Origin of the sequence: Nonomuraea sp. NPDC023979, from assembly GCF_040639085.1 — a bacterium.
GTDB lineage: Bacteria > Actinomycetota > Actinomycetes > Streptosporangiales > Streptosporangiaceae > Nonomuraea > Nonomuraea ceibae.
The window spans coordinates 245,176-272,169 of record NZ_JBEZZG010000008.1 but is presented as its reverse complement, the minus strand read 5'-3'; the positions used below and the strand labels follow the sequence as shown (position 1 = coordinate 272,169).

Below are 26,994 nucleotides of genomic sequence, written 5' to 3'. Positions count from 1 at the left end.
TCGGGTGAGTCGGGGTGAGTTCGGGGTGAACGACATGGACGACGGCTTCGATCTGGAAGACGAGCTGCGCAACATCGCCCACCTGCTCGACCCGGTGCCGCCGGAGCTGCTGGACGACGCCATGCAGGCGTTCACGCTGCGGACGCTCGACGCGGAGCTGGCCCTGCTGGAGTTCGACTCGTGGGACGAGGAGCCGGCCACCCGGGTGCGCGGGCCGGCCAGCCCCCGGCTGCTGACGTTCCGGGCCGGGGAGGTGAAGGTGGAGCTGGAGGTGTCTGGCGCGCGGCTGGTCGGGCGGATCCTGCCGGGCGAGGCCGCCGACATCGGCGTGCAGCGCCGCGACTCCGAGCTGCGGCTGCGCGCCGACGAACTGGGCCGGTTCACCACCGCGCCGCTGCCGCCGGGCCCGCTGCGGGTGCGCGTCACCCCGGGCGCGGGCGGCCCGGTGGTCACCTCGTGGATCCGCCTCTGACCGGGGCGCTTCGCGGCCCCCTGTCTCTCCCGGAGGGGGCGGTCAACGGGACGGCCCGAGTCCTTCGAAGATCAGCGGGAGGAGCCGTTCGCCGCCGGGTTCGCCGCCGGTCAGTTGCTCGCGTGCCCAGGAGACTCCGGCGACCAGGGCGAGGAACTCGGCGGGGGTGACGTCGGCGCGCACGTCACCGGCTCGCTGGGCGCGGGCCAGCAGGGCGGTCCCGGCCTCGCGCATGGCCTCGCAGGAGGCGTGCAGGGCCGAGGCGGGGTCGCGCAGGGTGGCCGTCAGCATGGCGGTGAGCCCGCGGTAGGCGGTCGTGGTCTCGACGAACTCCAGGGTCCAGGCGAGCAGCGCCTCGCGGGCGGAGCCCTGGTCCGCGAGGGCGCGGGCGCGGGCGGTGAGCGCGTCGAACCGTTCGCCCAGCAGCGCCTCCAGCAGCGCCTCCCGGGTGGGGAAGTGCCGGTAGAGGGTGCCGGCTCCGACGCCGGCGCGGGCGGCGACGTCGTCGAGGGAGGCGCCGGTGCCGTGTTCGAGGAAGGCGGCGCGCGCCTCGGCGAGCAGCCGGTCGCGGTTGCGCCGCGCGTCGGCCCGCATGGCGCGCCGGGTGTCGCCCACGTCGTCCCTCCCGGGGGTTCACAAAACGGAGACCGCTTCCGTATCTTAGTGCCGGAGTTAACCGGAGACAGTCTCCGGAAAGTCTGGAGCGACGATGGACACGACACAGGTGCGGCATCGGCTCGGCCGGTTCGGGGTGTGGATCGCGCCGATGACCCTCGCGCGCACGCCGGTGACCGTGCAGCGCGAGCAGTTCGCGCGGATCGAGGGGCTCGGCTACGGGTCGCTGTGGACGGGCGAGCCGCCGCCGTCCTCCCCGGCCGGCGGGCGCGAGATCTTCGCCCAGCTCGCCGTGATGCTGGCCGCGACCAGGCGGCTGGTCGCCGGGGCGGGCGTCGCCAACATCACCGTACGCGACCCGGTCGCGGCGCACGGCGGGGCCGCCACCCTCGCCGAGGCGTACCCGGGCAGGCTCGTCCTCGGCCTCGGCGGGCACACAGGCGAGCACACGGGCGGGCGACCGCTGAGCGCGTTGTGTGCCTATCTGGACGCCATGGACCGCGCCGCCGCCCGTGACGACGAGCTTGCCGGGGCCCGGTATCCACGGGTGCTGGCGGCGCTGGGCCCCCGGGCGCACCGGCTGGCGGGCGAGCGGGCCCACGGCGCGCACCCGTTCATGCAGCCGGTCGAGCACACCGAGGCGGCCCGCCGGGCGCTCGGCCCGGACGGGCTGCTGATCCCGCACCAGATGCTCGTCCTCGACCCCGACGCGGCCCGGGCCAGGGGCCGGATCCGGGCCCTGATCAGCCTGGGCGGCGACGGCGACAACCCGTACACCGCCAACTACCGCAGGCTGGGCTACGGTGACGCCGACCTGGCGGGCGGGCGCAGCGACCGCCTCATCGACGCCCTGCTGGCCTGGGGCGAGGACGAGGCGGTGGCGGCCCGGCTGCGGGCGCATCTGGCGGCCGGGGCGGACCACGTGCTGCTCCACCCGCTGACCGGCGACCTGCCCTCGGCCGTCGACCAGCTGGAGCGGCTGGCTCCGCGCCTGACCTCCGCCGGTTAGACGATCACCAGGTCGCGGGGGCTGTCGTTGAGCCGCTCGCCGCCGGTCTCGGTGCACACGAGGATGTCCTCGATGCGGGCGCCGTGGCTGCCGGGCAGGTAGATGCCGGGCTCGACGGAGAAGGCGAAGCCGGGCTCCATGGCCTCGTCGTTGCCGGCGACGATGTACGGCTCCTCGTGCGTCTCGATGCCGATGCCGTGGCCGGTGCGGTGGATGAACAGCTCGCCGTAGCCGGCCTCGGCGATGACCTCGCGGGCCGCCGCGTCGATCGACTCGCACGACACGCCGGGCCGTACGGCGGCGCAGGCGGCGTCCTGGGCGCGGCGCAGCACCTCGAAGGAGGCGGCGTAGTCGGCGGGCGGCTCGCCCACGCAGTAGTTGCGCGTGGAGTCGGAGCAGTAGCCGTTGTGGAGCTGGCCGCCGATGTCGACGACGACGGGCTCGCCCGCCTGGATGACGCGGTCGGACACGTCGTGGTGGGGGCTGGCGCCGTTGGGACCGGAGGCGACGATGACGAAGTCGACGGTGGCGTGCCCGGCGGCGAGGATCGCCTCGGCGATGTCGCGGGCCACCTCGCGCTCGGTGCGCCCGGCGCGCAGGAACTCCGGCACCCGGCGGTGCACGGCGTCGATGGCCGCCCCGGCCTCGCGCAGCGCCGCCACCTCGGCGGGCGACTTGCGCATGCGCAGCTCCCGCAGCACCGTGCCGGCCAGCACCTGCTCGGCGTCCGGCAGCACGTCACGGAAGCGCAGCGAGGCCATCGCCCACATGCGGTCGGCCAGGCCGACCCGGCTCGCAGGGCCGAGCCGGTCGGCGGCGATCCGGTAGGGGTCGTCGGTCTCGTCCCAGGCCACGAAGTCCAGTCCGAGCCGCGAGGCCGGCGACGCCTCGGCGGCCGGCAGCTCCAGGCGGGGCACCATCATGTACGGCTCCGCCGCGGCGGGCACGACCAGGCACGTCAGGCGCTCGAGCGGCTTGGCGTCGTAGCCGCTGACGTAGCGAAGGTCGGGGCCCGGGGTGAGCAGCAGGGCGTCGAGGCCGGCCTTGGCGGTGGCCTCCTGGACGGCGGCCAAACGGGACACGGGATACAGGTCTGAGGACGTCACAGGCTCAATCTACTCCGGATCCCGCCGCCTAAAATCCGCGAAAAGGTCTCACCACACGGCAGGCCATCACTACCGTACGTTCACCGTCGAACACGTAGTGTGGGGCCAATTGTCCCGTTCCCTGCCGGCTGAGAGTGAGACCATGGTCGACCCCGAGCTGCTCGCCGCCCGGCTGGCGCACGCCCAGCGGCTGGGCAACATGGGCTGGGCGGAGTGGAACCTGCGCACCGGCGCCGTCATGTGGTCCGACCAGGTCTACGCCATCTTCGGGCGTGACCCCGGGGCCGGGCCGCTGCCGCTGGCCGAGCTGGCCCGGCACGTCGAGCCCGCCGACCTGGCCGCGCTCGACGAACTGCTGTGGACGGTGGTGCGGGGCGTGGAGCCGGTGCAGGCCGAGTTCCGCGTCCGGCGTGACGGCGGCGACGTGCGCAACCTGCGGGTGGTGCTGGAGCCGCTGATGGCGCCGGGCGGCCCGACCGGCGTGCACGGCGTCATCCAGGACATCACCGGCCGCCGCCGGGCCGAGCGGATCATGTCGGAGTCGCGCCGCCAGCTCCTGGAGGCGCGGGTGCAGGCGGCCGAGGAGCGGCACGTGATGCTGGCGCTGCGCGAGGCGATCCTGCCGGAGCCGGTCGGCTGCCTGGACCTGCCGCGCACCCGGATCGCGGTGCGTTACGTCCCGGCGGAGAAGACCGCCAGCCTGGGCGGCGACTGGTTCGAGGCCGCGGCGCTGCCCGACGGGCGGGCGCTGCTGGCGATCGGCGACGTGTCGGGGCACGGCCTGCCGGCGATCGCGCACATGGCGCAGCTCCGCCACGCGCTGATCGGCCTGACGATGACGGGCGTGCCGCCGAACCGGGTGCTGGCCTGGCTGAACGACCTGGTGCTGCACCGGCTGTCGGGCACCACGGCCACCGCGATCATCGGCCATCTCGACACCGCGACCCGCGTGTTCGCCTGGGGGCAGGCGGGCAACCTGGCGCCGATCCTGGTGCGCGACGGGGTGGCCTCGCCGCTGTGCCCGCCCGCGGGCGTGCTGCTGGGCGCCACCTGCGACCGGCCCTATCTTCTGGCCAGCACCCCGCTGCGGGCGGGCGACCTGCTGCTGATGTTCACCGACGGGCTGGTGGAGCGGCGCACCCGCGACATCGACGAGGGGCTCGACCTGGTTATGACGGCGGCGTGCAAGCTGCCGGGCTGCGACCTGGACGAGGGCCTGGACCGGCTGCTGGCCGACATCGGCGGGCCCAACCCGGAAGACGACGCGTGCCTGCTGGCTGTGGGCATACTGGGCTAGTGCTGATGCTTCTGGACACCCCTTCGCTCTACTTCCGCGCCTACTTCGGCATTCCGGACTCGATCACGGCGCCCGACGGCATGCCGGTCAACGCGGTGCGGGGCCTCATCGACATGATCGCCACGCTGGTGCGGCAGCACTCCCCCGCCGAGCTGGTGGCCACGATGGACGCCGACTGGCGGCCCGCCTTCCGGGTGGCGGCGATCCCCACGTACAAGGCGCATCGGGTCGCCCACGGCGACACCGAGGAGGTGCCCGACACGCTGGTGCCGCAGATCCCGGTGATCGAGGAGGTGCTGGACGCGGTCGGCATCGCCCGCCTGGAGTCGCCCGGGTTCGAGGCCGACGACGTGATCGGCACGCTGACCCACCGGGCCTCCGGCGCGGTCGACATCGTGACGGGCGACCGCGACCTGTTCCAGCTCGTCGACGACGCCCGCCCGGTGCGCGTCCTCTACACCGCGCGCGGCATCCGCAACCTGCAGCTCGTGGACGAGAGCTGGGTGAGCGCCAAGTACGGCATCCCGGGCCGCGGCTACGCCGACTTCGCCACGCTGCGCGGCGACCCCAGCGACGGCCTGCCGGGCGTGGCGGGGGTGGGCGAGAAGACGGCGGCGTCGCTGGTGACCCGGTTCGGCTCGCTGGAGGCGCTGCTGGAGGCGCTCGACGCGGGCGTCACCGAGGGCTTCCCGGCGGGCAGCCGCACCAAGCTGGCCGCCGCCCGCGACTACCTGGCCGCCGCCCCGGCCGTGGTCAAGGTCGCCGCCGACGCGCCGCTGCCGGCCGCGGACCTGACGCTGCCGGTCAAGCCGCGCGATCCGGAGGCGCTGGTGCGCCTGGCCGACCGCTACGGGCTCGACAGCCCGCTCAACCGGCTGCTGGACGCCTTGAGCCGCTGAGCATGAGCCGTGTCGCGACGCCGGTCATCCAGACGAAGGTGAACGCGATGACGGTGGGGTTCTTCACGGAGACGAGCAGCGCGGTGACGAGGTCGCGCGCCTGGCCTGCCCACTGTTCGACGGCGAGGGCCGGCAGCACGTCGAGCACGGTGAAGGCCGCGCCCAGCACGAGGAACTGGGTGGCGAAGGCCCAGCGGTCGCGGTCGATCCCCTCGCCCATGCGCTGCCACAGCGCGGCGGGGGTCAGGCCGCGCAGCGCGGGCTCGGCGCGTACGGCCAGGCGGACGATCACGTACAGCAGGACGACGCGGCAGGCGGCGGTGAGCACCTCGGCGGCGATGTTCACGGCGGCGGGCAGGTCGTCGCCGGCGGTGATGGCGGCGAAGCGCTGGGCGGCCGGGACCATCGACAGCCCGGCGACGATCCAGAAGTGCCGGAGGTAGAAGCGCCATCCCCAGGATGCGGCGTCACCGGCGAGTTCGAAACCTGATCGGAGAACCATGCCGGTATAATACTTCATCACATTGAATTATTCACTCCATTGAAACAAAGGAGCGTGGATGGACGGCGCGAGGATGGGCTGGGAGCTGAGCACCGCGGTCGTGCTCTTCCACGAGGCGGTCGCGCGCAAGCTGGGCCTGAGCGCGGTCGACCACAAGGCGCTGGGCGTGATCACCCGCTCCGGCGGGCTGACCGCCGGAGCGCTCGCCGGCGAGCTCGGCATGAACGCCAGCGCCGTCACGGCCCTCGTCGGCCGGCTCGAACGCGCCGGCTACGCCCGGCGGGTCGCCGACCCCGCCGACCGCCGCCGCGTCCTCGTCGAGGCCGACCCCGGCAACCGGCCGGACCTCGCGGGCATCTTCGCCGACCTCGGCGCGGACATGAACGCCTTCATGTCCCGGTACGACGCCCGCGAGCTGGCCACGATAGCCGACTACGTCACGCGCACCGTCGAGGTGCTGCGCAAGCGGACCGAGGCCCTTCAGCAGAGCCTGTAGGTGGAGAAGTTCTCGAACCGCGACAGGTACATGTGCCCGTCGGCGCCCTTCACCAGGTTCGAGATCGGCCGGACGATCAGCGTGAGCTTCATCGTCACCGGGTCGATCCGGTAGACCTTGCCCTGGACCTTGCCGTACAGCATGCCGTCACGGCCGGCCTCGACGTAGGTGTCGAGCCACACCTGCGACACCGTCTGCCACGGGTAGGTCTGGTGCTTGACCGTGCGCAGCGCCCGGCCGGTGGCCGGATCGAGCTCGAACAGCGAGTCGGGACTGAGCCCCCACAGCCTGCCCGCGCCGTCGAAGGCGAGCGAGCCGAGGGCCAGGTTGCCGGGGACGGGCGTGGTCCGCCACTTCAGCGAGCGCCCGGCGACGTCGTAGGCGAACGCCTGGGCCTCGCCCTGCGGGACGTTGGTGCCGCCGAAGGCCGACGTGGTCCCGTACAGGACGCCGTCGCGGTAGGCCAGGCCGATGATGCTGTGGCCGGGGATCAGGTCACGTTCGATCACCTTCTCCCCGGTGGCCGGGTCGAGCAGGCCGAGCGCGCCGCCGAGGACGCCCGCCTTGGGCACGGTGCCGAACGCCAGCCAGTCGCCCGCCGACACCATCGCGAACGGGCGGTCCTGCTCCTGCTCCCCCAGCCCGAGCAGCAGCCGCGGCTGCTCGCCGTCGAACTCGTAGATGCGCGCGCCGGGGTAGACGCCCAGGTAGAGCTTGCCGCGATGGGTGACGATGCCCTCGCTCTGGCCGACGTTCGGCCACGAGCGGGTCTCGCCGGTCGCGGGGTCGTAGGAGGCCAGGCCGCCGGTGAAGAAGCCGCCGGCGTAGATGCGCCCGTCGGGGCCGACGCCCATCGAGCGGATGCTGACGGGCTGGCCGGTCAGCGTGGACTCGAACAGGACGCCCTTGCCGGCGCGGCGGTCGTAGTGCCAGAGGCGGCCGGTCGAGGAGGTGCCGACGAGGGTGGTGCCGATCCAGCCGAGCGTCCGGGCGGCCCCGCCGCCGAGGTCACCGAAGCCCAGCTTCGTGATTTTTCCGCTTTTCAGGTCGTATTCGATGAGTTCGTCGTCCTGGACCAGGTGGACGGTGTGCCCGTGCCTGCCGCCGCCCACGGTCAGGCTGCCGACGTCCGCCACCACGTCCTTCCACGCCTTGGCGGCCAGGTCGTACACGCCCATCGGGTTGGCGCCCGTCGAGGTGGTGAAGCGGACGAGCAGGTGGTGGCCGACGACGTCGAGGTCGTAGGCGTAGCCCGCGCCCTCGACCGGCGGTTCGATGACCTGCCGGACGGCGCCGTCCGGCGCGACCACGGCGACCTTCATGCTCTGCGCGCCGACCCCGGCGTACACGGTGCCGTCGGCGCCGACGGCCAGGTCGCGGACGAACTGCTCGCCCGGCACCGGGCTGCCCAGGTCGGCGACGCGGCCGGTGGCGGTGTCGTAGCGGAACAGCCGCCCGTTGGGCGAGGTGCCGCCGTAGACGGCCGAGCCGTCGGGGCTGGCCGCGACCGTCCACACGAACGTCTCGCCCGGCACCGCGATGCCCAGCTCGCTCACCTTGTCGGCCGCCGGGTCGTAGCGGAACAGGCGGCCCATCGCCCCGGCGGTGGCGTTGTAGCTGCCCACGTAGACGGAGTGGTCGGGCGCCACGGTGACGGCCCAGGAGCCGAGGGCGAGCGGCAGCGGGCGTTCGGCGATCAGCGAGCCGTCGGCGGCGTCGCGGATGCCGAGCACGGCCGGGCCGGAGGCGCTGGAGGTCACCGAGTAGACGCGATCGCCGTCGAGCGCGGTGCCCGCCGTGGTCGCGCCGGTCAGCGGCAGCCGGCCCAGGCTCTGGAAGCCGCACCCGGCGGGCGGCGATTCGGCCTGGGCCGGAGTGGCGAGGGATAACAGGACAAGGAATGCGACAAGGACGATGCGCACGACAGCCTCCCGGCGGGCGATATAACGGTCTTGACCGTAATCGCGCGCACGTCCTCTGGCAAGAGGGTCAGGCCACCGACGAGTAGGCCACCACCCCACGCCGCATCGCGTCCATCGCCTTGGTCGCCGTCTGCTTGATCCGACTGCCGGGCGGCGCCGCGTTGCCGAGCTGCCCCAGCAGGTCCATGAGCTGCTTGACCCAGCGCACGAAGTCGCCCGCCGCCAGCTCGTTGCCGCCCACGCCGTCCATCAGCACCGCGTCCAGCGAGTGACCCTTCGTCCAGCGGAACGCCGCCCACGCGAAGCCGAGATCCGGCTCGCGGATCGTCGACAGGCCGTGGTCGGACTCGATGCCCTCCAGCTCGCCCCACAGCCGCAGCATCGCCGTCAGCGCGTCCTGCGCCCGGCCCGCCGGGACCTTGGGCCGGCGCGCGTCGTCGGACTGCCGCGACTCGAACACCAGCGCCGACACGCACGCCGCCAGCTCAGCCGGGTCGAGCTCCTCCCACAGCCCGCTGCGCAGGCACTCGGCCGTCAGCAGGTCGAGCTCGGTGTAGAGGCGGCCCAGCCGGCGGCCCTCGTCGGTGACCTGCTCGCCCTCCAGGTAGCCGAGCTGCTCCAGCACCGAGCAGATCCGGTCGAAGGTGCGCGAGATGACGTGCGAACGGCCCTCCACCCGCCGCCGCAGCCCCTCGGTCTCACGCAGCAGCTTGTGGTAACGCTCGGCCCAGCGGGCGTGGTCCTCGCGCTCGTCGCAGCCGTGGCACGGGTGCTGCCGGATGCGCCGGCGCAGCTCGTTGACCTCGTCGTCCTCCACCGCGTGGTCCCGCGCCCTGACCGGCTTGCCCAGATCGCGGTCACCGATCCTGGCCAGCAGCGTGGAGACCAGGTTGGCGCGTTCCTTGGGCGAGCGGCCGTTGAAGTTCTTCGGGATGCGGATCTTCTCCAGCGGCTCCACCGGCACCGGGAAGTCCGCGGGGTCGAGCTTCTTGATCTGCTTGCCGATCGTCAGCACCAGCGGGCTGGGACCGTGACCGCGCGGGTTGCGGCCCGGGTCGAGCACCACCGCGAGCCCGGCCCGGCGCCCGCCCGGCACCCGGATCACGTCACCCGGCTGCAGCGCCTCCAGCGACCGCACCGCCGCCGCCCGCCGGGCCGCGCCGCGCTGGCGCGACAGCTCCGCCTCCCGGTCCGACAGCCGCCTGCGCAGAGCCGCGTACTCGGGGAAGTCGCCCAGATGGCAGGTCATCGCCTCCTGGTAGCCCTCCAGCGCCTCCTCGTGCTTGCGCAGCTGCTTGGCCAGCCCGACCACCGCCCGGTCGGCCTGGAACTGGGCGAACGACTCCTCCAGCAGCGCCCTGGCCCGCTCCCTGCCGAACTGGCCGACCAGGTTGACCGCCATGTTGTAGGACGGCTGGAAGCTGGAGCGCAGCGGATACGTACGGGTGCCCGCCAGGCCCGCCACCGACAGCGGGTCCATGCCCGGCTGCCACAGCACCACCGCGTGGCCCTCGACGTCGATGCCGCGCCGCCCCGCCCGGCCGGTGAGCTGCGTGTATTCGCCGGGGGTCAGGTCGGCGTGCGTCTCGCCGTTCCACTTGTCAAGCTTCTCGATCACCACGCTGCGGGCCGGCATGTTGATGCCCAGCGCCAGCGTCTCCGTCGCGAACACCGCCTTGACCAGGCCGCGGGTGAACAGCTCCTCGACGACCTCCTTGAACGCCGGCAGCATGCCCGCGTGGTGCGCGGCCAGCCCCCGCTCCAGGCAGTCGCGCCACTCCAGGTAGCCCAGCACCGCCAGGTCCTCGTCCGGCAGGTGCGCCGTGCGCTCGTCGACGAGCTGGCGGATCTCGTGCCGCTCCCGCTCCGTCGTCAGCCGGATCCCGGCGTGCAGGCACTGCTGGACGGCCGCGTCGCAGCCCGCCCGCGAGAAGATGAACGTGATCGCCGGCAGCAGCGCCTCCGCGTCGAGCCGCTCGATCACCTGCGCCCGGTCCGGCGGGCGCGAGCGCGTCGGCCTGCCGTAGCCGCGCCTGCCCCGCCCCGCCGTCAGCCGCTCGGCGTCCCGCGTGACCCGCATCAGCGTCGGGTTGATCCGCGGCGTGTCGTCGTCGGTCATGAAGATGTCGTAGACGCGGTGGCCCACCATCATGTGCTGCCACAGCGGCACCGGCCGGTGCTCGTCGACGATCACGGTGGTGTCACCGCGCACCTCACCGAGCCACTCGCCGAACTCCTCGGCGTTGCTCACCGTCGCCGACAGCGCCACCAGCCGCACCGACTCCGGCAGGTGGATGATGACCTCTTCCCACACCGCTCCGCGGAACCGGTCGGCCAGGTAGTGGACCTCGTCCATCACCGCGAACCCGAGCCCCGCCAGCGTGGCCGAGCCCGCGTAGAGCATGTTGCGCAGCACCTCGGTCGTCATGACGACGATCGGGGCCTCGCCGTTGACGCTGTTGTCGCCGGTCAGCAGGCCCACCTTGGCCGTGCCGTACCGTTTGACCAGGTCGTTGTACTTCTGGTTGGACAGCGCCTTGATCGGGGTGGTGTAGAAGCACTTGAGCCCCTGCTCCAGGGCCAGATGGACGGCGAACTCGCCGACGACCGTCTTGCCCGAGCCGGTGGGCGCCGCCACCAGGACTCCGTCGCCCGCCTCCAGCGCCCGGCAGGCGTCGATCTGGAACTCGTCCAGCTCGAAGTCGTACAGGCCCCGGAACGAGGTGAATGCGGGCCCGTCGCCGGCGTATTTCTGACGGAAGGCCGCGTAGCGTTCCGCTGGCGTTGTCATACCGGCCACCCTACCGAAACCGCCATTCCGGTCCGTCCTCACGGCCGCGCCCTTTACAAAGTACGGTTCATACCAGGACGTTCAACGCGCCCGGCCGCACCTCGCACGTGACCGGGGCCGGGCCGATCCGCTCACCGTCGGCGTACGCCACGACGCCGGCCGCCTCCAGCGTGACGCTCCTGGCCCGCCACACCGTCACCGCCGGATGCGCCACGTGCGTGCCCCGGTAGACACGCGGGAAGACGCGCAGGAACTCCCCCTTGCCCACCGCGCCCACCATCACCACGTCCAGCAGCCCGTCGTCGGGGCGGGCGTCCGGGCAGATGCGCATCCCGGCGCCGTACGAGCTCGTGTTGCCCACCGCGACCATCATGGCCTCCCGCTCGACCGGCTCCCCGCCGTCGATCGTCACCCGGAACGGGATCGGCTCGAACGACCTCAGCTCCCGCGCGGTCGCCACCAGGTACCGGGCCATCCCCGGCGGCCACGACAGCGCGTTGGCCCGCTCGTTCACCCGCGAGTCGAACCCGCAGCACACCACCCCGGCGAACACCTCCTCCCCACCCCCGCCCCCCACACCGGAGAGCCCCGCCCCGAACCGGCCACCGGTGCCCCCACCCGCCCCGTCCCCACCCGCACCGGAGCGGCAGGCCCGCCCGGGGCGGCCGACGGGCCCATCTGGGTCGCCACCGGACCCGCCCACGGGCGCGCCACCGACGCCACCGGGACCATCGGGACCAGGGACGCCACCGGCGCCGCCGGGACCACCGAGGCCGGGGACGCCGCCGGAGCGGCCCCCAAGACCACCGTTGCCGGGGCCTCCGGCGGCGCCCGCGCGCGTGCAGGGGTCCGGGAAGGGCGGGGCGGTGGTGTGGCGGATGGTGGCGGCGTCGAGGAGGCGGGGGCGCATGCGGAGGACGGTTCGGGCCGCCGCGACGGGGTCCTGGACGGGCAGGCCGAGGGCGGCGGCGATGTCGTTGCCGGTGCCCGCCGGGATGATGCCGAGCGGCACGTCGGTGCCCGCGACGGCCTGGACGGCCAGGTGCACGAGGCCGTCGCCGCCGAAGGCGACGAGCGCGTCGGGACGTTCGGCGACGGCGGCGCAGGCCCGTACGAGCGCGTCCGCCGCGTCGTCGCCGACGATCACCGACAGGTCGGCGCCGCCGGCGCGGAGTCGGCGGGCCACGGGTTCGAGCAGGCGCAGGGTGCGTCCGCCGCGTGCGGCGGGGTTGACGAGCAGGGCGATTTGGGGGGCCACGCCCGGAACCTATCGCCTATCGGGCAGAACCGGAATCCTCTTCCTGTCGCCCGTCGTCCACGCCGGTGGGGGCGTCGATCGGGGTGTCGTCGTCGGACAGCGCGGAGGCCTGGTCGTCGTCGAGCCCCGCGTAGGGGTCGGCCCGCTTGCGCTCCAGCAGGTACATGACCAGCTCGGCCGCCGCGAACAGCACGATCATCGGCGCGGCCAGCGCCATCATGGTGACCGGGTCGCCTCCCGGCGTGACGAGCGCGCCGAAGACGAACATGAGGAAGATGACCAGGCGCCGGTGCTTGGCCACGGTGGCGCGCGGCAGCACGCCGATGATGTTGAGGAAGACCAGCAGCAGCGGCAGCTCGAACGACACGCCGAAGATCAGCAGCATGATCAGGACGTAGTCGAGGTACTCGTCGATCGAGATGGTGGCGACGGTGCCCTCGAGCGAGAAGCTGAGCAGGAACCCCAGCGCCGTGTCCATGATCAGATAGGACAGCGCCGCGCCGGCCGCGAACAGCGGGATGGCCAGCCCCAGGAACGCCATCGTGTAGCGCTTCTCGGTGCGGTAGAGGGCGGGGGTGACGAACGCCCAGATCTGGTAGAGCCACACCGGTGAGGCCACGACGAGGGAGACCATCAGCGAGATCTTCAGCGTGATGAAGAACGAGGAGAAGATCCCGTTGTAGGTCAGGCTGCACTCGCCGGTCAGATCGCGCGACTGCGGGGCGGAGCAGTAGGGCTCCTTGAGCAGCTCCCACATCGGCCCGGACACGAGCCAGCCGATGACCAGGCCGACCGCCACGGCCGCGAGCGCGATGAGCACCCGGTTGCGCAGCTCGCGCAGGTGCTCCATCAGCGGCATGCGGCCCTCGGGATCCCGCTGCGGTTTGGGATCCGACCGTTTCAGCAGCGCCATCTAGTCAGTCCAAGGGGACGAGGGGTGGATGGGTCAGGGACGCTTGTCGGCCTGCGCGGCGGCACGCAGCCGGGCGGCCTGCTCCTCCAGCTGGCGAGCCTGCTCCTCGACGGAGGGCGCCGCCGCGGGGATCTGCTGCGGGGGCGCGGGCTGGGGCTGAGCCTGGGGCTCGGCCTGCGCCTGCACGACGGTGGGCTTGTCGTCGTCGTCGTTGAGCTTGCTCGTCTCGGCCTTGAAGATGCGCAGGGACCGGCCGACGCCACGGGCGAGATCCGGCAGCTTCTTGGCGCCGAAGAGCAGGACCAAGGCCACCAGGATCAGGATGATCTCCGGAGCTCCCAAGTTCATGTGACGTCCTTCATGGTGAGCGAAGTGCGGTTCTTCCCCCCGATCGTACGCTGCCGGGGCCGCTGCCTCATCCCCCGATGTTCTCTTTGTGTCTGAATTGCTGATGAACTTGGGCAATCTCCCTGTTCAAGCGGCGTGCGGCCACCGCCGCGCGCCGCCCGGCGACCGCTATCACGGCCAGCCCGGCGACCAGGAGCACGGCGGCCGGCAAGATCCACGTCATGCCTGGTGAGCGTACAGGCCGAGGGCGCGCTCCGCCTCCTCCCGCACGCGGCCCGCCATCGCGGGCGGCGCCACGACGCGGCCGGTGTCGCCCAGCCGCAGCGCCAGCCGCAGGACCCAGTCCTCGTCCCGGGCCCGCAGCGTCACCCGCAGCCGCCCTTCGCCCAGCTCGGTGACCTGCTCGCACGGGTAGTACTCGGCCACCCAGCGCCCGGCGGCGGTGACCTCAAGCTCGACCAGCTCGTCGGTCGGCGACGGCCGGAACACGCCCTGCGCGACGTCGATCGGCTCGGCCTCGGCAGGCGGGTCGGCGGGCACGTCGAGCACCTCGACGCCGAGCATCCGGTCCAGCCTGAACAGCCGCATCGCCTCGGCCCGGTAGCACCAGCACTCCAGGTAGCTGCGCCCGTCGACGACGACGATCCGCATCGGGTCGACCTCGCGCGGCGTCACCTCGTCGCGGCCCGGCACGTAGTAGCGCAGCGACAGCCGGCGGCGGGCGGTCAGCGCCTGGCGCACCCGGGGCAGCGCGTCGGGGGCGGCGTCGACGTCGACGGCGACCTGGCTGCTGACGGCCGCGGCGCCCTCGCCCGCGGCGCGCTCCAGCTTGGCCACCACCCGGGGCAGCGCGTCGCCCTGCACCTCGGCCAGCTCCGGCGTGGCGGCCAGCATGCGCAGCGCGACGAGCAGCGCGCTGGCCTCGTCGATGCCCAGCCGCAGCGGCCTGGCGATGGTGTCGGCGTTGTCAATGACGATCTCGCCGCCGTCCCACGACACGTCGATGAGGTCGCCGGGCGTGTGGCCGGGCAGGCCGCACATCCACACGAGCTGCAGGTCGTCGATGAGCTGCTTCTCGCTCAGGCCGAACACCTCGGCCACCTCGCCGACCTGCGCCCCGGGGTGGGACATCAGGTAGGGGACGAGCGCGAGCAGCCTGGGCAGCCGGTCGGCGGACCCGCTCATGCCAGCGCTCCCTTCAGTCGGCGGATGACGGCTTCGCGGGCGTCGGGCGGCCCGGCCACCTCGACGTCGGAGCCGAGGCTGGCCATCCATCCGGCCAGCCGTTCGGGGTCGGAGAAGGTGAGCTCGGCCTCGTCCCACCCGTCGGCGCCGGGGCGCACGGTCCGGGCGAGCTGGCGCAGCCCCTCGCAGGCGCCCTGCCGCACGCGCACCAGCGCGGTGCGCTCGCGCGCGGGCTCGTCGGGGAAGTCGACCATGGCCCGCAGGTCGACGCCCTTGGGCACCTCGACGGAGCCGGGCCGGCCCGCGGCGGCGACCTGGCCGGTGATGCGGCTGAGCCGGAAGGCCCGCGGCGCGCCGCGCCCCCGGTCGAACCCGGCCAGGTACCAGCGGCCGCGGCGGCTGACCACGCCCCACGGCTCGACGGTGCGGGTGTGCACGTTCTCGCTGCCGGCGCCGCGGTAGTCGAAGCGGACCGGCCGCCGGTCGCGCACGGCCTCCCACAGCGCCGGGAAGGCCGGGTCGCGGGTGTCGACGCGCACCTCCAGCGCGCCGCCGCCGGCCACTCCCCCGCCCGCGGTCTCGTCGGTGGCGACCCCGCCGGCGCGCAGCTTGAGCAGCGCCCCGGAGGCGGCCTCGGCCAGGCTGGCGCGCTGCCACACCTGCGCGGCCACGCCCAGCACCGCGGCCTCGTCCGGCTCCAGGGTGATCTCGGGCAGCTCGTACGACTGCCGCTCGATGCGGTAGCCGGGCTCGTCCTCCCACGGGTCGCGGACCACGTCGATCGGGATGCCGATCTCGCGCAGCTCGTTCTTGTCCCGCTCGAACATGCGCTGGAACGCCTCGTCGCCGTCGCGGTCGTAACCGGGGACGGCCTGGCGGATCTGCTCGGCCGACAGCGGGCGGCGGGTGGCGAGCAGGCAGATCACCAGATTGAGCAACCGCTCGGTCTTACGGCGCGACATCTGCTCACTCCTCCTTCAACGACGCTACCCTGCCCCCGTGATCAGATGGCGCAAGGGCGAGGTTGTGCGGATCCGGCGCGAGTGGCCGGGAGCGATGGAGCTGGACGTCGCCGTGTCCGGTGAGGACTCCAACGCGGCGGGCGCGTTGTCCCGGGCGCTGGCCTATCCGCTGCTGGTGGGCCGCCCGGAGCCCGGCGACGAGGTGCTGCTCAACACGACGGCACTCGCGATGGGTCTCGGTACGGGAGGTTACGCCATGGTGGTGGCAGTGCCGAACCGTTTGCCGGAAGATCCCCAGGGCCCCGGCCACCTGGTGAAGGCGCGCTACACGCCGCTGCAGGCCACGGTGCTGGGCGCCGACGAGCAGGACTCCCCGTTCCACGAGCGGCTGCGCGAGGCCGACTCCGTCGACGGCATGCCCGTGGTGGTCGCCGACCTGCACTCGGCGCTCCCGCCGATCCTGTGCGGCCTGTACGAGTCCCGTCCCGGCGTACGGGTCGCGTACGTGATGCAGGACGGCGGGGCCCTGCCCGCGTGGTTCTCGATGGCGGCGGCGCGGCTGCGGGAGATCGGCTGGCTGGCGGGGACGGTCACGGTCGGGCAGGCGTTCGGCGGCGACGTGGAGGCCGTCACCGTCCACACGGGGCTGCTGGCGGCCCGCCACGTGCTGGAGGCCGACGTGGCGGTGGTCGCGCAGGGGCCGGGCAACCTGGGCACGGGCACCCGGTGGGGGTTCTCGGGGGTGTCGGCGGGCGAGGCGGTCAACGCGGCGGCGGTGCTGCAGGGGCGGCCGGTGGCGTCGCTGCGGGTGAGCGAGGGCGACCTGCGCGAGCGGCACGTGGGCGTCTCGCACCATTCGCTGACGGCGTACGGGCGGGTGGCGCTCGCGCGGGCCCGGGTGCCGGTGCCGATGCTGGACGGCGCGTTCGGTGAGCGGGTGCGGGACCAGGCGGAGCTCCTGGCGGTCCGGCACGACCTGGTCCCGGTGCCGGTCGACGGCCTGCGCGAGGCGTTGTCCGCCTCGCCGGTCCGGCTGTCGACGATGGGCAGGGGGCTGGAGGAGGACCTGGCCTACTTCCTGGCCGCGGCGGCGGCGGGCAGGCTGGCGGCCTCGCTGCTGTCGTAGGCGTCCTTGTAGGTGAACGCCTCGGGGCCGGGTCCTTCGGTCCTGAGGCGGCGCAGGCGTGCCATCCCCTCGGCCAGCGTCGGGATGGTCCCTTCGGGGATCCACCACATCACCATGGCGGGCTCCGCCATGCGCAGGAACCATTCGCGGCGGCGGCGCAGCACGGCCAGGTGGTCGCTGCGGTAGACGTAGTTCCACAGCGCGTCGAGCGACTCCCACACCGAGAAGTTGACCAGCAGGTGGTCGCCGTACTCGTGCTGGACGGTGGCGGTCGGGTCCTCCTCGCTCTCCTTCAGCCGCCACACGAAGCCGGGTGAGCGGTCGGCGAGGTCGTTGATCGGTTCGAGCAGGGCGACGAACTCGGCCAGCTCGGCCGAGTCGATGGGCGCGCGCAGGTGCGCAAGGTTGAGCTCCGCGAGATGCATGACGCTCAGCACACCACCCCGAGACCTTCTATGTCAATCTCCGTTTGTTTTAGAAAGGGTGACGCAGCACTCCCCCGGCCGCGGGTCCAGCCGGGCCCGGTCCGGGTCGTCGCCGAGCCCTGCCAGCAGGCCCTGGCACAGCGCCAGGTTCATCGAGCACACGAGCAGGGGCTGCTCCATCGCCAGCGCGTGGAAGGGGCAGTTGCGCATGCGCAACCGGCCGTCCTCGGCGTACGGCTCGTAGCCGCGCTCTCGCAGCACCGCCTCGGCGGGATCGCCGTCCGAGGGCGTCGGCCCAGCGGGCGGCGCGACCCGGCGGCCGAGGCGTTCGCCGGCGCGGCGGGCGGCCGCCTCGGCCCGCTCCTCGGCGCCGAGTTCCTCGACCACCTCGGCCAGCACCGCGCCGAGCGTGGCGTACTCGCGCGGCGGCAGGCTCACCGACAGCTCGCCGGCCGCGCGCCGGTAGACCTTGGCGGGCCGGCCGCTGCCCGGTCCCTTGCGCTCGGGCGCGCGGAAGCCGCTCTCCAGCAGCCCGGCCTCGACCAGCCGGTCCAGGTGGTGCCCGGCCAGCGTCCTGGAGACCCCGGCGGCCTCGGCGGCCTCCGCCCGGCCCACCTCGCCGCCCCGCCCGGCCACGGCCTCGTACAGGCTCCGGCGGACCGGGTCGTGCAGCAGCGCCAGCGCGTCGAGGTCGTCATCGCTCACAGCCGCGAGTCTAGAGCTCCCGTCCGGCCCGCCGGATCGTGCAGGCCCGGCTCGGCACCCGCTCGGACGACCCGTACGCCCGCCAGCACCCGCCCTTCCTGATCACGAAGATCGACACCCCTTCCGGCACCCCGTACGAGCGGCGCACGGCCTCGGCGTTGCGCAGCAGCCGCGCCGCGACCGCGCGGCCCTGGCGCACGCCGGAGGCGGCGGCGTGCACCCACGCCCACCCGGTGTCGCCGCCCACCACGCACGGCCGCACCTTCGCGCACAGCTGCGCCGGCTCCGCCGCCGACGCGGCGGGCGCCACCCCCGCCACCAGCGCTCCGGCGGTCACGATCACGGTCAGGAATCTGATCATGACGCCCATTGCAACGGCATCACCACCCGGAAGCAAGCCTCACGCGTACGCGTCCCGTCAGTAGACCGCCAGGACGTCCATCACGTAGACCAGGGTCTCGCCCGGTCCGACGCCGAGGGGCGGATGGCCGCTCGCGCCGTAGCCGTCGGCGGGCGGCACGATCATGAGCACCCTGCTCCCGGCCGGGACGCCGAGCAGGGCATGGTCCCAGCCGGCGATGACGCCGCCGTCGCCCACGGTGAAGGCCGCCGGGCGTCCGGCCCGCCACGTCGAGCCGACGGACCGCCCGCCGTCCCAGGCCACGCCCTCGTACTGGGCCACCAGCAGCCGCCCGGCGCTCGCGGCGGGCCCGCCGCCCCGGCTGAGCACCACGGCGGCGAACCGGCCCGGCGGCGGCCCCTGGGGCAGCCTCAGCACCGGCCGGGCGCCGCCGCTCACCCGGACCCCGTGCAGCTCCCCGCCGCCGGCGTCCAGGGACGCCCCGGCCGCGTGCCTGCCGAGCAGGTCGGCCACGTACACGGGGGCGGCGGGCTGATCGCGCGGCGGGGTGACGAGCAGGCGGCTGCCGACACGGTGGCCGGGCAGGGCGGCGGCCAGCGCGGGCGGCACGACGGCCGTGGGGGCGCCGCGGGCGAAGGTGGAGTCTGCGGTCCGGGCCGCGCCGCCGGCCCGCACGTGCGCGGCGTAGTGGACGACGGCCAGGTCGTCCGGCCCGATCTCCGGGCCGTCGCCCTCCAGGACCACCCGGACGGCGGGATCGGCGGCCTCCGGCGCCAGGACCACCGTGGGGCGGGCCCCGAAGGGCCCCGTCACCTCAGGAGCCGCAGCGTTGCAGGCGGCGGTGCAGGCGAGGGTGCAGGCGAGGGGCAGCAGCACCGCGAGGGCGCGTCGGCGCATCGGAGCCTCCCGGACGCGAACGGGCCCGGCGGCATGGTGCCACCGGGCCCGGCGATGCTACCGCGCGCCCCACGTCCGCCGACGGGCCTCTCGGGACCCCGTACGGCGCCGGTCAGTAGGCGGCGAGCACGTCCACGACGAACACCAGCGTGCTGTTGGCCGGGATGCCCTGCTGCTCCTGGGCTCCGTAGCCGAGGTCCGGCGGGATGCTCATCACGACGCGGCTGCCGACCGGCACGCCGGCCAGGCCCTTCTGCCAGCCCTGGATGACGTTCGACAGCGGGAACGCGGCGGGCTCGCCCCGGCCCCAGCTGGAGTCGAACTCCTTGTCGGTGCCCCAGATCTTGCCCGTGTAGTGGACGGTGAGCGTCTGGGTCGGCTGCACCTTGGCGCCGGTGCCCTCGATCAGCGTCTTGACCACGAGCTCCTTGGACGGCTTGGCGTCCGTCTTGGTGGTGAGCACGGGCGCCTTGTCGCCGCCGGGGCTCTCCACCTTGACGCCCTTGAGGCTGTCGCCGGTCTCCTTGCCGGTGGCGGCGGCCAGCGGCTTGGGCGGCGTGCCGACGACGTCGAGCACGAAGACCTTCGTCGGCTGGGCCGGCTGGGCGTTCTGCTGCTGGGCCTCGGAGTCGCTGGCCATGACGGCGAGCAGCCGGCCGCCGTGCTTGACCTTGGTGAAGCCGTCGCGCAGCACCTGCGGGAGCTGCTCGTTGACCGGGATGGTCTCGGGCGCCTTGGTGTCGTAGGAGGAGCCCTGGAAGGCGTTCTCCTTGCCGTCCCAGTTGTAGACGGTGAGGTTGACGATGAGCTGGTCACCGGTCTTGACGGCCGGGCCGGTGCCTGCCGTGACGACCTCGTAGGAGGACTTCGTGGCGGGCTTGCCGGAGGGGAAGGTCACCGTGGGCTTGGCGCCCACCTGTCCGGTGACCTTCACCCCCGCGGAGCCGGCGCCGGTGGTGGCCGTGGTGGCGGTCGGTTCGGAACCGCACGCGGCGGCGAACAAGATCAAAGGCACGGCGGCCAGAGCGGCCAGAGCGCGGCGCATGGATTTCCCTCGGAAAAGACGTCAGGTTCGCGTCACCCTATCCGACATCCCGGTAGGGCCGAGGTAAACCACCCGCTACATTCCCGCGATGAGCTTGTCCACCCGCTCGTCGACGCTGCGGAACGGGTCCTTGCACAGAACCGTGCGCTGCGCCTGGTCGTTGAGTTTGAGGTGCACCCAGTCGACGGTGAAGTCGCGCCGCTTCTCCTGCGCCTTGCGGATGAACTCGCCGCGCAGCCGCGCCCGGGTCGTCTGCGGCGGCACCGACTTGGCCTCGAAGATCTTCAGGTCGGAGGCCACCCGCTCCACCGAGCCGCGCCGCTGCAGCAGGTAGAACAGGCCGCGCTTGCGGTGGACGTCGTGGTAGGCCAGGTCGAGCTGCGCCACCCGGGGCGACGACAGCGGCAGGTCGTACTTCTTGCGGTAGCGCTCGATGAGCTGGTATTTGGTCACCCAGTCGATCTCCCGCGACACCAGGTCGAGGTTGCCGGTCTCGACGGCGCGCAGCGTGCGCTCCCACAGCTCCAGGACCCGGCGGGCGATGGCGTCGCCGCCGCGCCGCTCGACGAAGTCCTTCGCCTTCGACAGGTATTCCTCCTGAATCTCCAGGCTGGACGCCTCGCGCCCGTTGGCCAGCCGCACCCGGCGGCGGCCGGTCATGTCGTGGGAGACCTCGCGGATGGCGCGGATCGGGTTCTCCAGCGACAGGTCGCGCATCACGGTGCCGGCCTCGATCATGCGCAGCACCAGGTCGGTGGCGCCGACCTTGAGCAGCATCGTGGTCTCGCTCATGTTGGAGTCGCCGACGATGACGTGCAGGCGGCGGAACCGCTCGGCGTCGGCGTGCGGCTCGTCACGGGTGTTGATGATCGGCCGGCTGCGGGTGGTGGCGCTGGAGACGCCCTCCCAGATGTGCTCGGCGCGCTGCGACACGCAGTAGACAGCGCCGCGCGGCGTCTGCAGCACCTTGCCGGCGCCGCAGATGATCTGCCGCGTCACCAGGAACGGGATGAGCACGTCGGCCAGCCGGCCGAACTCGCCGTGCCTGCCGACCAGGTAGTTCTCGTGACAGCCGTAGGAGTTGCCGGCCGAGTCGGTGTTGTTCTTGAACAGGTAGATGTCACCCGCGATGCCCTCCTCGCGCAGCCGCTTCTCGGCGTCGACGAGGAGTCCCTCGAGGATGCGCTCGCCGGCCTTGTCGTGGGTGACGAGCTCGATGACGTTGTCACACTCGGGTGTTGCGTATTCAGGATGGCTGCCCACGTCGAGGTAGAGGCGTGCGCCGTTGCGGAGGAAGACGTTGCTCGATCGGCCCCAGGACACGACCCGCCGGAACAGGTAGCGCGCGACCTCGTCCGGCGACAGCCTGCGCTGCCCCCGGAACGTGCAGGTCACGCCGTACTCGTTCTCCAGCCCGAAGATGCGACGATCCATCACCTCACACTATGCCCACGGATGGTCCGGCGGGAGAGATCTCCACGGTGTTTTCCCCGCGCGGGGTGCGGCGCGGCCCGCCCCCGCGAGGCCGCGCGCCCTTCCGTCAGGGGGTGAAGATCTCCTGGACCTTGACGATCTTGCCCTGGTGGACGGTGATGAGGGCGGGGCGCTCGTAGCGCTTGGCGCGCTTGATCAGGTCGGCGCGGGAGCAGCGCTTGGCGCCGAGGCCCCTGCGGTCGACGGTCAGCTTGGTCATCGCCGAGCCGCAGCCGACGGCCGACAGGAAGACGACGTTCCCGGCGATCGGCGAGGCGTAGGCGGTCACGTCGCCCTCCGGCGGGCCGACGAAGCGGCCCTCGGTGACGCCGCCCTTCTTCCACCGGATCGGCTCGTACTCGGCCACGCTGCCGCGCACGTGGGTGATCCAGCCGCGCAGGATGCCGTTGTGGCGTGAGCGGATGCGCTTGGTGAAGTCGTGCCCCGGGTCGGCCTGGAACGTCGTGCCGAAGATCTTGGGGGTCTTGTACTTCGGGTAGGCGGCGGCGTCGGCCGCGACTCCGGAGGACAGGACCACGGCCGCGGCGGCGGCGCCCGCGACGAGGCTGCGCTGAAGAATCTTCACGGACTCTACGACGGCCGATCTTGGCCGCGAGTTCGGCCGGAATGATGTGAGACAGATCACATCATTCCGGCCGGATGAGGTTAGAGCGGCGAGGAGCCGTCGTCGACGTCGCCGTCAGGGCCGGTGGGCGGCGGCTTCTCGCCGGAGGCCGCGTCACCGGAGGTCGCGTCGCCGGGGCCGGTCGCCGGGGCGGCGGATGCCTCGGGGGCGGCGGGGGTCTCCGGAGCGGCCGACGCGGCGGACACCAGGCGCTCCAGCCGCTGCCCGGTCAGGCGCAGGAACTTGCGGTGCTCGCGGTTGCGGTCGAGCACCGCCACCTCGAGCTGGCCGATCGGCGGGCGCTCGCCGCCCGGCTCGGTCAGCGCCGTCAGCGCCACCTCCAGCGCCTCCGACAGCGTCATGGCCTCGCGGTAGCGCTCCTTGAGCCGCGTCGCGACCGCCTCGGCCTGGCCGCCCATGGCCGCGAAGCCGTGCTCGTCGAAGACCGAGCCGTCGAACGTCAGCCGGTAGATGGCGTCGCCGTCAGGGCTGTCGCCGACCTCGGCGACCACGACCTCCACCTCCAGCGACTTGATCGACTCGGTGAAGATGCGGCCCAGGTTGGAGGCGTAGAGGTTGGCCAGGCCGCGGCCGGTCACGTCGGAGCGGTCGTAGGTGTAGCCGTTGATGTCGGCGTAGCGGATGCCGCCGAGCCGCAGCTCCTCGAACTCGTTGTAGCGGCCGACGGCGGCGAACCCGATGCGGTCGTAAATCTCGCTGATCTTGTGCAGCGCCCGCGACGGGTTGGGCGCCACGAACAGGATGCCGTCGACGTACTGGAGCACGACGACGGAGCGGCCCCGCGCGATCCCCTTGCGCGCGTAGTCCGCCTTGTCCCGCATGATCTGCTCAGGGGACGCATATCCGAAAGGCATGGACACGTGGGGTGATCCTTTCTAGCGCAGCGGGGCGATGGGGCCGTCGGGCGAGATCAGGCGGGCTTCGAGCATCTGCTCGACGTAACCGGACACCTGCTGGTCGGTCAGCCGCCGGAACCCGTCGGCGTCGATCACCGACACGATCGGCCAGATCTTCCGCGTGACGTCGGGACCCCCGGTCGCCGAGTCGTCGTCGGCCGCGTCGTAGAGCGCCTGGATCAGCGTCATCACCATGTCGTCGGCCGAGGCGCCGTCGCGGTAGAGCTTCTTCAGCGAGCCCCGCGCGAAGATCGAGCCCGACCCGATGGCGTCGAAGCGGTCACGCTCGTAGGGGCCGCCCGCCACGTCGTAGCTGAAGATCCGCCCGGCGTCGCGCGCCGGGTCGTAGGCGGCGAACAACGGCACCACCACCAGCCCCTGCATGGCCATGCCCAGGTTGCCGCGGATCATCGCGGCCAGCCGGTTGGCCTTGCCGGCCACCGACAGCGTGCGGCCTTCCAGCTTCTCATAGTGCTCCAGCTCCACGCGGTAGAGGCGGGCCATCTCGATGCCGGTGCTGGCGGTGCCGGCGATGCCCATGCACGAGTAGTCGTCGGTCCGGAACACCTTCTCCACGTCACGCTGCGAGATGACGTTGCCGGACGTCGCGCGCCGGTCGCCGGCCATCACCACGCCTCCGGCGAAGGTGGCGGCGACGATCGTGGTCGCATGCGGAACCTGGTCACCGATCGGCGTGGCCAGAACCTCATCCCGGTGCGGCAGCAGAGCGGGCGCGTAGGTGCCGACGAACTCGGTGAACGAAGAGCTCCCGGTGTTGTCGAAAAGGCGGTTCGTCAAGCCGGCGGGCAGATCCCTGTGCGATGCCACGCGACTCCCTCCCAAATCATGGCCCAATGAGCATGGCCCAAAATCATGGTCCTAGGCCGACCCTACTGTTGTTGCGTCGTTGTCTGCACTTCCCACGATCAGCTCACGGCGAACCGTTCACCAGATCGTTTCTTTACGCGTCCTGACGCCCGTGCGATTGTCGGTATGTCCGCACGTCCCGGACGGGAGGCCGACATGCGATTCCCCAGCCGACCTGCGACGATCGCGGCCATCGCGGCCCTGGCGCTCGGCTCGTGCGGGACCGGGGAGCCCGCGGGCGGCGGCACCGTCACCCTCACCATCGCGGCCAACGCCATCTCCGGAGGCAAGAACTCCGAGACCGCCGACTGGATCAAAGGCTGGGTCATCCCCGAGTTCGAGCGGACGCATCGCGACGTCAAGGTGCTCTTCCGGCCCAGCGGCGTCGACGACGAGCACTACAAGACCAAGCTCGCGCTCGACCTCAAGGCCAAGGGCGGGGCCGACGTCATCGACCTCGACGGCATCTGGGTCGGCGAGTTCGCCCAGGCGGGCTACGTCAGGCCGCTGGCCGAGGTCGGCGGCCCGGGCGTCGAGTCGTGGGAGGGCTGGTCGCGGATCCCGCAGGCCGTGCAGGGGCTCGGCATCTTCGACGGCAGGAAGTACGGCCTGCCGCAGGGCACCGACGGCCGCGTCCTGTTCTACAACAAGGCGCTGTTCAGGAAGGCCGGGCTGCCCGAGGAGTGGAGCCCGGCGAGCTGGCAGGACATCATCGACGCGGGCGTGAAGCTGAAGGCGTCCGGCGTGCCCGTCCCGATCCAGATCAACGCGGGCACGGCGATGGGCGAGGCCACCATGCAGGGCGTGCTCCCGCTGCTCGCGGGGGCCGGGGCGGAGATCTACAGCCAGGACAAGTGGACCGGCGCCTCCCGGGCGCTGAAGGACGTGCTCGGCTTCTACCGTCGCGTCTACGGCGGCGGCCTCGGCGACCCCAGGCTCCAGCAGGAGGCCAAGGGCCGCGACAAGTCGTTCACCGCCTTCGCCAGAGGCGAGATCGCCATCCTGGCCGAGGGCGACTACTTCTGGCGCTCGGTCATCGAGCCCACCGCCGGGGTCGCCCCGATGAAGGACCGCGACCAGGTCGTCGGCTACACCCGCATCCCGGCCAGGGAGCCGGGCGCGGGCATCCGGGGGCAGGACCACGTGAGCATGTCCGGCGGGGCCGTGCGGGTGCTCAACCCGTTCTCCGCGAACCCGCGCCTGGCCTGGGAGCTGCTGGCCTTCATGCACTCGGCCGAGGCCACCAAGGCGCAGGCGGCCGGTCAGGCGCGCATCAGCTCGCGCACCGACGTCAACGACGAGGTGCTGGCCGACGACCCGATGCTGCGTTACGTCGCCGAGGAGGTGCTGCCGATCACCGCCTACCGGCCCGGCCTGGCCGTCTACCCGCAGGTGTCGGCGCTGCTCCAGGAGGCCACGGCGGCGGTGGTCGCCGGGAGGAGCGTCGAGGAGGCCGCCGCCGGCTACGAGGCGAAGCTGGCGGAACTGGTCGGCGGCGCGGCCCGCGTCGCCCACTGACACGGCGACACGAGGAGCGCGGCGCCGCACGCCTGACCAGGCGATACCGGACACGTCTGACCAGGCGGTATCGGACACGCCTGACCAGGCGATACTGGATCCATGAGGGACTGGATCCTGCACCTCGACCTCGACCAGTTCATCGCGGCCGTCGAGTTGCAGCGCCACCCCGAGCTCCGCGGCAGGCCGGTCGTCGTCGGCGGCGACGGCGACCCGACCCGCCCGCGCACGGTCGCCGCGACCGCCACCTACGAGGCCCGCGAGCACGGCGTCCACTCCGGCATGCCGCTGCGCACCGCGCTGCGCCGCTGCCCCGAGGCCGTCTTCCTGCCCAGTAACCCGCCCGCCTACGAGGCGGCCAGCGCCCGCGCCATGGCCGTGCTGCGCGACTTTCCCGTCGCCGTGGAGGTGTGGGGCTGGGACGAGGCGTTCCTCGGCGCCCGCACCGGCGACCCGGAGGCCCTGGCCACCGCCATCAGGCTGGCCGTGCGCGAGCGGACCGGGCTCGACTGCTCGATCGGCATCGGCGACAACAAACACCAGGCCAAGCTCGCGTCGGCGTTCGCCAAACCGGCCGGGGTGCACCGCCTCACCAGTGAGCTCTGGGAGGAGACCATGCACCACCGCCCCACCGACGCGCTGTGGGGCATCGGGGCGCGTACCGCCAGGAAGCTCGCCGCCCTCGGCATCCGCACGGTCGCCGAGCTCGCCGCCGCAGACCCGGCGGAGCTGGCCGCCAGGTTCGGGCCGACGAACGGGCCGTGGCTGCGTTACCTCGCGCTCGGCAAGGGCGAGGCGGAGGTCGTCACCACCCCGTGGGTCGCCCGCGGCCACAGCCGCGAGACCACCTTCCCCCGCGACCTCACCGACGAGAGCGCCATCGCCGACGTGGTCCGCGCTCTCACCGCCCAGGTCGCCGCCGACGCCCGCGAGGCCGGCCGCACGATCACCCGCGTCACCGTCAAGGTGCGCTTCGCCCCGTTCGTCACCAGGACCCGCCAAACCACGCTGGCCGCACCGGCCACCGACGACGCCGCGCTCACCGAAGCCGCCCTCGCCGCGCTCGGGCGCTTCGACCTCACCCGTCCCATCCGCCTCGTCGGGGTCGCCGCCGACTACGCGATGCCGGCCGGCCAGAAGGCCCCGCGCCGGTGAGCGGGCCGGGGGGGCGGGGGGGGGGGCGCCCGGCCCCCGCCCCCCCCGGCCCCCCCCCCCCAGGATCCCCGCCGGAATCGGGGCCCCCCGCCGAACACACCCCCC

At 72.9% G+C, this 26,994-nt stretch carries 28 protein-coding genes; 8 read left to right on the top strand and 20 right to left on the bottom strand.

Annotated elements, in window-relative coordinates; genetic code table 11:
• Positions 1-4: 4 nt before the first annotated feature.
• Positions 5-472 carry a hypothetical protein gene (locus AB0G11_RS18025; protein ID WP_357586854.1) on the top strand — a complete coding sequence of 156 codons (468 nt, stop codon included), beginning with the start codon at positions 5-7 and terminating at the stop codon, positions 470-472.
• A 42-nt stretch (positions 473-514) separates the two neighbouring features.
• On the opposite strand, the gene AB0G11_RS18020 is transcribed toward AB0G11_RS18025, so the two are convergent.
• Positions 515-1,087 (bottom strand): TetR/AcrR family transcriptional regulator, encoded by a 573-nt coding sequence (locus AB0G11_RS18020; RefSeq protein WP_308126124.1) that lies wholly within the window; start codon positions 1,085-1,087, stop codon positions 515-517.
• A 94-nt stretch (positions 1,088-1,181) separates the two neighbouring features.
• Between AB0G11_RS18020 and AB0G11_RS18015 the strand changes: the two genes are divergently transcribed.
• Positions 1,182-2,096 (top strand): TIGR03620 family F420-dependent LLM class oxidoreductase, encoded by a 915-nt coding sequence (locus tag AB0G11_RS18015; protein ID WP_357586852.1) that lies wholly within the window; start codon positions 1,182-1,184, stop codon positions 2,094-2,096.
• On the opposite strand, the gene AB0G11_RS18010 is transcribed toward AB0G11_RS18015, so the two are convergent.
• On the bottom strand, positions 2,093-3,202 hold the full coding sequence (locus tag AB0G11_RS18010; RefSeq protein ID WP_357586850.1) for a Xaa-Pro peptidase family protein: 1,110 nt from the start codon (positions 3,200-3,202) through the stop codon (positions 2,093-2,095). The two genes, AB0G11_RS18015 and AB0G11_RS18010, sit on opposite strands and share 4 nt — an antisense overlap.
• 142 nt (positions 3,203-3,344) lie before the next feature.
• On the opposite strand from AB0G11_RS18010, the gene AB0G11_RS18005 reads away from it, so the two are divergent.
• Together AB0G11_RS18005 and AB0G11_RS18000 are read left to right on the top strand one after the other, a co-directional pair.
• A complete protein-coding gene (locus AB0G11_RS18005) occupies positions 3,345-4,499 on the top strand; it encodes a SpoIIE family protein phosphatase (protein ID WP_219514911.1) in 1,155 nt (384 codons plus the stop codon).
• A 5-nt stretch (positions 4,500-4,504) separates the two neighbouring features.
• Positions 4,505-5,398, top strand: a complete 894-nt coding sequence (locus AB0G11_RS18000; RefSeq protein WP_219514932.1) for a 5'-3' exonuclease — start codon at positions 4,505-4,507, stop codon at positions 5,396-5,398.
• On the opposite strand, the gene AB0G11_RS17995 is transcribed toward AB0G11_RS18000, so the two are convergent.
• Positions 5,367-5,900 (bottom strand): hypothetical protein, encoded by a 534-nt coding sequence (locus tag AB0G11_RS17995; protein WP_357586848.1) that lies wholly within the window; start codon positions 5,898-5,900, stop codon positions 5,367-5,369. The two genes, AB0G11_RS18000 and AB0G11_RS17995, sit on opposite strands and share 32 nt — an antisense overlap.
• 58 nt (positions 5,901-5,958) lie before the next feature.
• Here AB0G11_RS17995 and AB0G11_RS17990 point away from each other — a divergent pair, with 58 nt between their 5' ends.
• Positions 5,959-6,396: a MarR family transcriptional regulator gene (locus AB0G11_RS17990; protein WP_219514922.1), complete on the top strand. Its 438-nt coding sequence runs from the start codon at positions 5,959-5,961 to the stop codon at positions 6,394-6,396.
• On the opposite strand, the gene AB0G11_RS17985 is transcribed toward AB0G11_RS17990, so the two are convergent.
• From AB0G11_RS17985 to AB0G11_RS17950, 8 genes are all read right to left on the bottom strand, one after another.
• On the bottom strand, positions 6,381-8,318 hold the full coding sequence (locus AB0G11_RS17985) for a hypothetical protein (protein WP_357586846.1): 1,938 nt from the start codon (positions 8,316-8,318) through the stop codon (positions 6,381-6,383). The genes AB0G11_RS17990 and AB0G11_RS17985 overlap by 16 nt on opposite strands.
• A gap of 67 nt (positions 8,319-8,385) precedes the next feature.
• Positions 8,386-11,109 carry a DEAD/DEAH box helicase gene (locus tag AB0G11_RS17980; protein ID WP_357586844.1) on the bottom strand — a complete coding sequence of 908 codons (2,724 nt, stop codon included), beginning with the start codon at positions 11,107-11,109 and terminating at the stop codon, positions 8,386-8,388.
• 67 nt (positions 11,110-11,176) lie between these two features.
• Complete coding sequence (locus AB0G11_RS17975) at positions 11,177-12,367, bottom strand: diacylglycerol kinase family protein (protein ID WP_357586842.1); 1,191 nt, start codon at positions 12,365-12,367, stop codon at positions 11,177-11,179.
• A 16-nt stretch (positions 12,368-12,383) separates the two neighbouring features.
• The gene (tatC, locus tag AB0G11_RS17970) at positions 12,384-13,280 is read right to left on the bottom strand and encodes a twin-arginine translocase subunit TatC (RefSeq protein ID WP_246647039.1); all 897 of its coding nucleotides are present in this window, start codon (positions 13,278-13,280) and stop codon (positions 12,384-12,386) included.
• Positions 13,281-13,313: 33 nt separating this feature from the next.
• Positions 13,314-13,628 carry a Sec-independent protein translocase subunit TatA gene (gene tatA, locus AB0G11_RS17965; RefSeq protein WP_357586840.1) on the bottom strand — a complete coding sequence of 105 codons (315 nt, stop codon included), beginning with the start codon at positions 13,626-13,628 and terminating at the stop codon, positions 13,314-13,316.
• 67 nt (positions 13,629-13,695) lie between these two features.
• Positions 13,696-13,851: a hypothetical protein gene (locus AB0G11_RS17960; RefSeq protein ID WP_219519165.1), complete on the bottom strand. Its 156-nt coding sequence runs from the start codon at positions 13,849-13,851 to the stop codon at positions 13,696-13,698.
• Positions 13,848-14,813, bottom strand: a complete 966-nt coding sequence (locus AB0G11_RS17955; RefSeq protein WP_219519168.1) for a WYL domain-containing protein — start codon at positions 14,811-14,813, stop codon at positions 13,848-13,850. The genes AB0G11_RS17960 and AB0G11_RS17955 overlap by 4 nt, the downstream gene beginning before the upstream one ends.
• Positions 14,810-15,775 (bottom strand): WYL domain-containing protein, encoded by a 966-nt coding sequence (locus AB0G11_RS17950; RefSeq protein WP_219519171.1) that lies wholly within the window; start codon positions 15,773-15,775, stop codon positions 14,810-14,812. Before AB0G11_RS17950 ends, AB0G11_RS17955 begins: the two co-directional genes overlap by 4 nt.
• A 37-nt stretch (positions 15,776-15,812) precedes the next feature.
• Here AB0G11_RS17950 and AB0G11_RS17945 point away from each other — a divergent pair, with 37 nt between their 5' ends.
• Positions 15,813-16,901 carry a DUF3866 family protein gene (locus AB0G11_RS17945; protein WP_308126256.1) on the top strand — a complete coding sequence of 363 codons (1,089 nt, stop codon included), beginning with the start codon at positions 15,813-15,815 and terminating at the stop codon, positions 16,899-16,901.
• Here the strand turns inward: AB0G11_RS17945 and AB0G11_RS17940 are convergent.
• The 9 genes from AB0G11_RS17940 to prcB form a co-directional block, all read right to left on the bottom strand.
• Positions 16,847-17,326, bottom strand: coding sequence for a DUF3291 domain-containing protein (locus tag AB0G11_RS17940; protein ID WP_219519173.1), 480 nt, complete (start codon positions 17,324-17,326; stop codon positions 16,847-16,849). The genes AB0G11_RS17945 and AB0G11_RS17940 overlap by 55 nt on opposite strands.
• Positions 17,327-17,359: 33 nt before the next feature.
• A complete protein-coding gene (locus AB0G11_RS17935) occupies positions 17,360-18,031 on the bottom strand; it encodes a helix-turn-helix domain-containing protein (protein ID WP_357586838.1) in 672 nt (223 codons plus the stop codon).
• Between the two features lie 10 nt (positions 18,032-18,041).
• On the bottom strand, positions 18,042-18,392 hold the full coding sequence (locus AB0G11_RS17930; protein ID WP_357586836.1) for a hypothetical protein: 351 nt from the start codon (positions 18,390-18,392) through the stop codon (positions 18,042-18,044).
• Positions 18,393-18,449: 57 nt separating this feature from the next.
• Positions 18,450-19,289 (bottom strand): FKBP-type peptidyl-prolyl cis-trans isomerase, encoded by an 840-nt coding sequence (locus AB0G11_RS17925; RefSeq protein ID WP_357586834.1) that lies wholly within the window; start codon positions 19,287-19,289, stop codon positions 18,450-18,452.
• A gap of 112 nt (positions 19,290-19,401) precedes the next feature.
• Positions 19,402-20,334 (bottom strand): FKBP-type peptidyl-prolyl cis-trans isomerase, encoded by a 933-nt coding sequence (locus tag AB0G11_RS17920; protein WP_219519184.1) that lies wholly within the window; start codon positions 20,332-20,334, stop codon positions 19,402-19,404.
• A gap of 75 nt (positions 20,335-20,409) precedes the next feature.
• Positions 20,410-21,768, bottom strand: a complete 1,359-nt coding sequence (pafA, locus tag AB0G11_RS17915; protein ID WP_219519189.1) for a Pup--protein ligase — start codon at positions 21,766-21,768, stop codon at positions 20,410-20,412.
• 106 nt (positions 21,769-21,874) lie between these two features.
• The gene (locus AB0G11_RS17910; protein WP_308126257.1) at positions 21,875-22,393 is read right to left on the bottom strand and encodes a hypothetical protein; all 519 of its coding nucleotides are present in this window, start codon (positions 22,391-22,393) and stop codon (positions 21,875-21,877) included.
• Between the two features lie 80 nt (positions 22,394-22,473).
• Entirely contained in the window at positions 22,474-23,307 is an 834-nt protein-coding gene (gene prcA, locus AB0G11_RS17905; RefSeq protein ID WP_357586874.1) for a proteasome subunit alpha, read from the bottom strand.
• A gap of 21 nt (positions 23,308-23,328) precedes the next feature.
• Positions 23,329-24,177, bottom strand: a complete 849-nt coding sequence (gene prcB / locus AB0G11_RS17900; RefSeq protein WP_219517427.1) for a proteasome subunit beta — start codon at positions 24,175-24,177, stop codon at positions 23,329-23,331.
• Between the two features lie 195 nt (positions 24,178-24,372).
• On the opposite strand from prcB, the gene AB0G11_RS17895 reads away from it, so the two are divergent.
• Positions 24,373-25,734, top strand: coding sequence for an extracellular solute-binding protein (locus AB0G11_RS17895; protein WP_357586832.1), 1,362 nt, complete (start codon positions 24,373-24,375; stop codon positions 25,732-25,734).
• Positions 25,735-25,836: 102 nt separating this feature from the next.
• On the top strand, positions 25,837-26,889 hold the full coding sequence (locus tag AB0G11_RS17890; RefSeq protein ID WP_357586830.1) for a DNA polymerase IV: 1,053 nt from the start codon (positions 25,837-25,839) through the stop codon (positions 26,887-26,889).
• Positions 26,890-26,994: the final 105 nt, after the last annotated feature.